Consider the following 7,616-nt stretch of genomic DNA (forward strand, 5'->3'; position numbering starts at 1 on the left):
CGTCCCGCCGGCGCCGCGGCCGCCGGCGGCCCCGCCGGTCCGGCCGAGCGTTCCGTACGTGCCGCCGGTGCCGTCCCCGTGGGGACGCGGCCGGGCCGCGCAGGACGGCTCCATCGCCTACATCGCGCTGGCCGGCAGCGGCCGGGTCGCGCGGGTGGACGTCGCCACGCACACCGTCACCTCGACCGCGATCCGCGCCGACACCGCCGAGGGCGTCGCCGTCACCCCGGACGCCCGGAAGGTGTACGTCGCGGCCACCGGCCAGTACCAGGTGATCGCGGTGGACGCGGCCACGCTGCGGGCGGCGCCGATCGTGGTGGGCGCCCACCCGCAGGACGTCGCCGTGTCGCCGGACGGTTCGCAGGCGTACGCGGCCGTCACCGGCGGCGACACCGGCCCGGGCGGGTCCAGCACGGTCGCGGTCATCGACACCCGCACCGACACCGTCACCCGCCGCATCGACGTCGGCGCGGCGCCCCGCCGGGTCGCGTTCGCGCCGGACGGGAAGGAGGCCTACGTCACGACGGCGCGCGGCCTCGCCGTCGTCGACACCGCGAAGGGCGAGGTCGCCGGCCAGGTCCCCGGGATCCCGGACGCGCAGGGCGTCGCCGTCTCCGCCGACGGGTCCCGCGTGTACGCGACGCAGCCGGACGCGGACCTGCTGTACGTGGTGGACGCCGCGCGCCGTGCCGTGACCCGCAAGGTGAAGGCGGGCGCCGAGCCGTGGGCGGTCACGGTCACCCCGGACGGCCGGAAGGTCTACGTCGCGGACATGAACTCCGACTCGGCGGGCGTCTACGACGCGGCGGGCCGCAGGCACCTCGCGGACGTGCCGGTTGGCCGGCTGCCCGCGTCGATCGCGGCGACGCCGGACGGCTCGGAGGTCTGGGTCGGCAACGGCATGACGGGCACGGTGTCGGTCATCGACACCTCCGCCGACGAGGTCGTCACGACGGTCCGCGGCGGCTCGCGCGCCGAGACCCTCGGCGCGCGTCCGCTCGACATCGCCTTCGCCCGCACCCCCTGACCCCGGGGTCAGGCGCCGATGGCGGCGCGCTTGCGGGCGATGCGGACGGCGTGCTGGAGGCTCTCGAGGTCGTAGGCGCCGTGGTGGCGGCGGCCGTTGACGAAGAACGTCGGGGTGCCGGAGACGCCGCTGAGGTCGGCGGAGTCGACGTCCTCGGCGATCCGGGCCGTGCCCGCGGACCGGCGCATGTCGTCGCGGAACCGCGCCACGTCCAGCCCGATCTCGCCCGCGTACCGGACGAGGTCCTTGGCCTGCAGCGCGTCCTGGTGGCGGAACAGCAGGTCGTGCATCTCCCAGAACGCGTCCTGCGCGGCGGCGGCCTCGGCGGCCTGCGCCGCGAGGTGCGCCTGCGGGTGGACGTCGGTGAGCGGCAGGTGCCGCCACACGTACCGGACGTCGCCCTGCCCGGCGAGCAGTTCGCGGATCACCGGCTCGGCCTGGCCGCAGTACGGGCATTCGAAGTCGCCGTACTCGACCACGGTGACCGGCGCGCGCTCCGGGCCGCGGACGTGGTCGCGCTCCGCGTCGACCGGCGCGGCCAGGTCGATCACGCTCTGCGCGGTGCCGAGCAGCGCGACCACCCGCGGCCGCGCGGGCAGCAGCGCCGTCACCCGGACGACCAGCCAGGTCAGCACCGACGCCAGCAGCGCCGCCGACAGGATGCCGACCTTGGCCTCGGCGAGCCGGTCGCCGGTGAACGCCAGCGTCGCGATCAGCAGCGCGGCGGTGAAGCCGATCCCGGCGATGGCGCCGCCGCCCCCGACCGCCGCCCAGCCGACCGGGGGCCGCAGCCGGCCCCGGCTCACCACCGTCACCAGCCAGGACAGCCCGAGGATGCCGACCGGCTTGCCGACCACGTAGCCGACGACGATGCCCAGCGTCACCGGCGAGGTGAACGCGTGCCGGAGGAACCCGCCGGAGACCGGGATCCCCGCGTTGGCGAGCGCGAACAGCGGGACGATCACATAGCTGGTCCACGGGTGGTACAGCTGCTGCAGCCGCTCGTTCGGCGAGATCGCCGCGGCGACGCCGACCCGCGCCGACCGGGCGAGCTCCGGCGTGGGCTGCTCGCGGAACAGCCGGAACACCTCGCTGGCGCGCTCCAGGTCGGTGCGCGCCGCCGGATAGGCGTAGGTCAGCAGGCCCATGGCCAGGCCGACGACGATCGGTTCGACACCGGAGGAGTTCAGCGCGAGCCACGCAGCGGCGCCGAGCACCGCGTACACCGGCATCCGGGCCACGCCCGCCGCGCGGACCAGCAGCACCACGCCGAGGACGCCGACCGCGGCCAGCAGCGGCCCGGCCGAGACGTCCTCGCTGTACACGGTCGCGATCACCAGCAGCGCGACGAGGTCGTCGACCACGGTGACGGTGAGCAGGTAGGCGTGCAGCCGGCCGGGGAACCGCTTGCCGACGAGCGTCAGCACGCCGAGCGCGAACGCGGTGTCCGTCGACATCGCGGTGCCCCACCCGTGCAGGGCCGGGCCGCCCGCGTTGATCGCGAGGTAGATCGCCACCGGGACGACCATGCCGCCGATCCCGGCGGCGAGCGGCAGCGCGAGCCGGCGGCGCTCGCGCAGCTCGCCCATGTCGAACTCGCGGCGCGCCTCCAGCCCGACAACGAAGAAGAACAGCGTCATCAGCCCGCTGTTGATCCAGGTCCGCAGGTCCATCGAGAGGGCGTGCCGGCCGGCGCGCAGCGACGCCTCCGTCCCCCAGAAGCCCTCATAGGACGATTCGGAGACGTTCGCCCACACGAGCGCGGCGATGGTCGCGGCGAGCAGCACGACCGCGCCGCCCGTCTCGGTGCGCAGGAACTCGCGCAGCGGTGTCTGGAGGCTGCGGGCCCACGCGGTCCGGTCCGACAGCGGCCCGGCGGCCGGCCCCTCGCGGCGTTCCGTCATCGCGGCATCGTCACCCGATGTGCGGGCGGTCCAGCCGGGCCCACGCGGCGTCCCACATCTCCTCGCGGTCGCGGTCGCAGCGCCGCCGGACGAGCAGGTAGACCGCCAGGGGCGGCAGCGCGGCGGCGCCGGCCGCGCCCGCGCCCGCGAAGACGGCGCCCGCGACGGTGCCGGTGCGGTCCTGCGGCCGGCGGGACATCTCGCCCCGCTCGTCCACCCAGATCCGCAGCGGGGCTCCGAGCCGCGTCGTCCGGCCCGCGGCGATCACCGCCGAGCGCTCCCGGCCGTCCGGGGCGGTCCAGGCCAGCCGGGCGTAGGTGTAGCGCTGCTCGTCGCCGTCCTGCTTCTCGATGCCCGCGACCCGGGCCGTGATCCGGTGGTGGCCGGCCGACTCCGCGCGCTCCGCCCGCACCCCGGCCGCGTAGGCCATGGACGCCACGCCCGCGCACGCGGGCGGCGCCACCACCGCGAACACCGCCGCCGCTCCGATCCCGACCGCGCGCTGCCGCCGGTCGACGCCGCGCCGCAGCGCGTTGCGCTCGAACCCGAGCCGGCGGCGCAGCCGCAGCAGGCCCGCCCGGGCGCGGCGCGCACGAAGGCCGATCATTGCTCCCTCCCCGACGGGTCCATCGTCTCAGCCGGTCCCCCCGGGCGCCGCGCCGGGTTCGGGGGTGCGCACCGAGACGCGGGTGACCCCGGGCACCGTCCGGGCCAGCACGTCCGCGACGCGCCGCGCCGCCTCGTCGGCCGGGCCGGTCAGCACCACGACCCCGTCCCGCACCGACACCTCCCAGGCGTGCCCGCCGGGACCGTACTCGCCGATCGCGGCGAGCACGTCGTCGCGGATCCGGGCGTCGCCGCGGGCGAGCAGCGCGATCAGGTCGCGGCGGCTGACGATGCCGACGAGCACGGCGCCGTCCAGCACCGGGACGCTCTTGTGCCGGGTCCGCATCATCGTCTCGGCGAGCTCGGCGACGTCGGTGGTGGGCCGCGCGGTCTCCACCTCCCGCGTCATGACGTCCTCGACGTGCCGCGGCGGGGGCCCGGCCGGGGTCGCGACGGGCCGGGAGAACGCCCGCGGGTCGGCCTCGAACGCGCCGCGCAGCAGGTCCATCTCGCTGACGATCCCGGCGAGCCGGCCGGTGCCGTCGACGACGGGCAGCGCGGTGATGTCGTGCTCGTGCAGGACGCGGACGGCCTGGCGGACCGTGGCCGTCCGCGGGATCGTCACGACGGGCGAGGTCATCGCCTCTCGGACCAGCATGGCGCCCTCTCCTTCAGCGTCTCGTCCTGTCTACATCTCCAGCACCGGCCGCCGCATGCGCGGCACGCGGCGTACCGCGCCCTACCGAGCCCCGGACGCGGGCCGCCGGTAGATGGTGATGGAGTGGCCGACCTCGTCGATCGGCTCGCTCGTTCCGATGAGGGCGAGTATGCGGGGATCGGCCTTGGCGATCCAGCTGTCCGACACGGCGAGGATCCCGCTGACCTCGCCAGGCGGGACGGAGAGGGGGTTGGACGCGGTGATCCCGTAGCCGGACGGGACGCCGCTGCCCTTGTAGGCGAGCCAGACCCGCTGCCCGGCGTACCGGTCGCGGAGCCGGTCGGCGAGGCGCCCGAGGTCCTGGCCCCAGTCCACGTTGGAGTCGTGCAGGCGCAGGTGCGTCTTGGACGGCCCGCCGAACGCCTCGTTCGAGTACGGCAGGTAATAGGGGAACGTCCGGAGCGAGCTGACCGCGACGAACAGCGCGAGGGCGGTCGCCGCGACGGGCGTCCACCGCCACCGGAACGTGACGGCGCAGCCCGCCGCGACCGCGAGGAAGACCGGGACGAAGATCGCGTACCGGACGCCCAGGTCGCGGGACCCGGCCATCGCGGCGGCCAGCAGCACCGCCGCCGGGAGGAGCACGTACGGCGCGGCCGGGCGCAGGCGCCGCACCGAGACCAGGGCCGCCGCGCCCGCGAGCCACAGCGCGAGCATCCCCAGCGGCGTCTTCACCAGCAGCGCGGCGGGCAGGTAGTACCAGAGCGACCCCTGGTAGTGGCGGCCGAACAGGAACCCGGTCCATGTCGCGTCCTCGAACCCGAACTGGACGCGCATCCCGTCCCGGTACGGGCGGGGGAGGGGCAGCGCGTCGGCGGCGAGGCCGCGGAGGCCGCCGACGGACGGCAGGTCCGGCGGCGCCGTCCACCGCAGCCGCGGGTCGACGGCCAGGTAACTCGCCCACACCACCGCGACCGCGATCGCCGCGACCCCGGCCGCCGCCGCGGTCGCGCGGAGGACCGCCTTCGCACCGCCCTGCCGCCGGTACGCCGACCAGACCGGCACGCCCGCGAGCACCAGGAAGACCGGCACGGCGACGAGCGTGTTCATCTTGGTGGCGAGCGCCGCGCCCAGCGCGGCCCCGGCGAGCGGCAGGTACGGCAGCGGCCGGCCTCGCGCCCGCCACAGCAGCCACGCCGCCGTCAGGACGAACCCGGCCGCCGCCACGTCCAGCGTGGCCAGCGACCCGTGCGCGATGACGTCCGGCGAGAACGCGTACAGGCCCAGCGCCAGCAGCCCGCCCGACGCGCCCGCGAGGTCACGCGCGAATGCGAAGACGACCAGCCCGAACAGCAGCGTCAGCACGATCATCGGGAGCCGGGCGGCGAGCATCACGCGTCGCGGGTCGTTGCCCGAGGCGTACAGCAGGTGCTGCCCGACCGCCTCCTCCGGGCCGCTGTAGGCCCGGTCGAGGCGGACGCCCGCCGCCTCCGTCCCGATCCCGATGACCAGCTTGCCGAGCGGCGGATGCTCCGGGTTGTCGCGCAGGTCGTGCTCGCGCAGGTACAGCACGGACGCGCCGACGTACACCGGCTCGTCGATGGTCGGCGTCTGCTGCACGGCGGTCGTGACCATCGCCGCCGCCATCGCGGCCAGCAGCGCGACCACGGCGGCCGCCACCGCCACCGACCTCATCCCCCCAACCTCCCACCATCGGGGCCGGAGGTCACCTGTGCGACGCCGCCGGAGCCGAGGAGGCGGAGGGCGCGGAGCCGAACGCGGTCAGGAAGCGGTCGCGGAACGTGCTCATCGGCCAGACCGGGGTGGTGCGCGCGGGACGCAGCCCGTCCTGCCAGCCCCAGCCGGAGATCCGGTCCAGCACGGCGGGGTCGCGGGCGACGATCGTGACCGGGACGTCCCGGCTCGCGTTCTGCCCGGCGATCGTCGGCGCCGGCTGGTGGTCGCCGAGGAAGACCAGCACGGTGTTCTTCGTCCCGTAGGTCAGCATGTAGGAGACCAGGGTGTTCAGCGTGTACTCGATGGACTTGCGGTACTCGCCGCGGATTCTCCCCGACGACGGCCACGCCGCGTTCTCGCCCTTGCCCATCCCGTCGAACACCGACCCGTCGCCGACCGTCCTCCAGTCGACCAGGCTCGGGATCGACGCCCACGGCGCGTGGCTCGACACCAGCGCCAGCTCCGCCATCACCGGCGCCCGCTTCGAGGCGCTCAGCTCGTCGCGCTGCAGCGTGTTCAGCGTGTACTGGTCGGGCATGGTCGCGTAGCTGAACCGGGGTCCCTTGTAGCCGAGGTTCCGGTCGTCGTAGACCTTGTCGTAGCCGTAGAACGACGCCTCCGGCCACGCCCGCGTGATCGCCGGCTGGACGGTGAGCGTCCGCCAGCCCGCCTCGCCGAACGCGCGGGTGAGCGTGAACCGGCTGCTCGACGTCAGCGTCCGGTACCGCTGCTGGTTGTCGATCCACAGCCCGGACAGCAGCGTCGAGTGCGCGAGCCAGCTGCCGCCGCCCGCCGTCGAGGAGGTGAGGTAGCCGCTGCGGGCGCCGAACCCGGCCGCCTTCAGCTGCCGGGTGCCCGCGTCCAGCACCGCGTCGACCTGCGGCGCGTACTCCGGGTGCTCGACCGCCGAACGGCCGTAGCTCTCCACGAACGCCAGGACGACGTCCTTGCCGCGCAGGCCCGTCAGCACCTGGCTCGGCGGCGTGTTCCGGAAGGCGTCCACGGCGGCCTGCTTGGCGAACACCCCGCGGTCCTTGAGGCTCGTCCGGACCTGCCGGGCGTGGTCGTAGGCGAGCTCGGCGGCGCCGCCCGACGCCAGCGGCACGCCGGGCACGGCCTGCGCGCCGAGCGCGGCGGACGCGACCCACGCCGTCCCGAGCACCGCGACGCTCCGGCCCGTCCACGCCCGGTGCCGGACGGCGAGCCGGGTCAGCCGCAGCACCGCCAGCGCCATGAGCACCGGCACGGCGACCACCAGCAGCACGATGAGCGCGGTGAGGCCGATCGCGGCCGGCCGGCCCACGGAGGTGTCGATGAACTCGAACCCGGGCCGCAGGAAGCTCCAGTCGAACACCGGGTTGAACGGCCGCACCAGGACCGAGTCGAAGCCCATGTCCAGGACCTTGAGGATGACCAGGACCCCGAGGACCGCCCCCACCGGGGCCGCGACCCACCGCCGCGCCCGCGCGGGCAGCACCAGCACCAGCGCCGCGACGACCAGCGCCTCCACCGGAATCCGGACGAACTGGCCGGCCGACAGCCGGCCGAGCTGGTCCGGCGCGTCGAGGGCGAACAGCACGAGCAGGCACGCCAGCGCCGTCGCCGCCCATCCCGCGACGCGCCGCACCCGCCCCTTCGGCGGCGCGCCGCCCGCCCCTGCCGCGCCGCCCGCGTCGGGCGCGTC

General features: G+C 75.6%; 6 protein-coding genes. 1 reads left to right on the forward strand and 5 read right to left on the reverse strand.

All coding sequences use genetic code 11. From position 1 onward, the window contains the following. A partial coding sequence (locus F9B16_RS47590; RefSeq protein WP_225992607.1) for a YncE family protein occupies positions 1-1,027 on the forward strand: 1,027 nt, incomplete at its 5' end. Between the two features lie 8 nt (positions 1,028-1,035). On the opposite strand, the gene nhaA is transcribed toward F9B16_RS47590, so the two are convergent. The 5 genes from nhaA to F9B16_RS51880 form a co-directional block, all read right to left on the reverse strand. Beyond that, on the reverse strand, positions 1,036-2,931 hold the full coding sequence (nhaA, locus tag F9B16_RS47595; protein WP_151546873.1) for a Na+/H+ antiporter NhaA: 1,896 nt from the start codon (positions 2,929-2,931) through the stop codon (positions 1,036-1,038). 10 nt (positions 2,932-2,941) lie between these two features. Further along, positions 2,942-3,538 carry an Rv1733c family protein gene (locus F9B16_RS47600; RefSeq protein WP_151546874.1) on the reverse strand — a complete coding sequence of 199 codons (597 nt, stop codon included), beginning with the start codon at positions 3,536-3,538 and terminating at the stop codon, positions 2,942-2,944. Between the two features lie 27 nt (positions 3,539-3,565). After that, positions 3,566-4,195 carry a CBS domain-containing protein gene (locus tag F9B16_RS47605; protein ID WP_225992608.1) on the reverse strand — a complete coding sequence of 210 codons (630 nt, stop codon included), beginning with the start codon at positions 4,193-4,195 and terminating at the stop codon, positions 3,566-3,568. Between the two features lie 81 nt (positions 4,196-4,276). Beyond that, a complete protein-coding gene (locus tag F9B16_RS47610; RefSeq protein ID WP_151546875.1) occupies positions 4,277-5,890 on the reverse strand; it encodes a glycosyltransferase family 39 protein in 1,614 nt (537 codons plus the stop codon). A 31-nt stretch (positions 5,891-5,921) separates the two neighbouring features. Continuing rightward, positions 5,922-7,616: alkaline phosphatase family protein (locus F9B16_RS51880; RefSeq protein ID WP_225992609.1), on the reverse strand; the 1,695-nt coding region annotated here is incomplete at its 5' end.

This window comes from Actinomadura montaniterrae (assembly GCF_008923365.1).
Lineage (GTDB): Bacteria > Actinomycetota > Actinomycetes > Streptosporangiales > Streptosporangiaceae > Spirillospora > Spirillospora montaniterrae.

Excerpts from the sequence above, each read along its gene's own strand:
- F9B16_RS47605 (WP_225992608.1), bottom strand. The coding sequence starts at position 4,195 with ATGCTGGTCCGAGAGGCGATGACCTCGCCCGTCGTGACGATCCCGCGG.
- F9B16_RS47610 (WP_151546875.1), bottom strand. The coding sequence starts at position 5,890 with ATGAGGTCGGTGGCGGTGGCGGCCGCCGTGGTCGCGCTGCTGGCCGCG.
- F9B16_RS47600 (WP_151546874.1), bottom strand. The coding sequence starts at position 3,538 with ATGATCGGCCTTCGTGCGCGCCGCGCCCGGGCGGGCCTGCTGCGGCTG.
- nhaA (WP_151546873.1), bottom strand. The coding sequence starts at position 2,931 with ATGACGGAACGCCGCGAGGGGCCGGCCGCCGGGCCGCTGTCGGACCGG.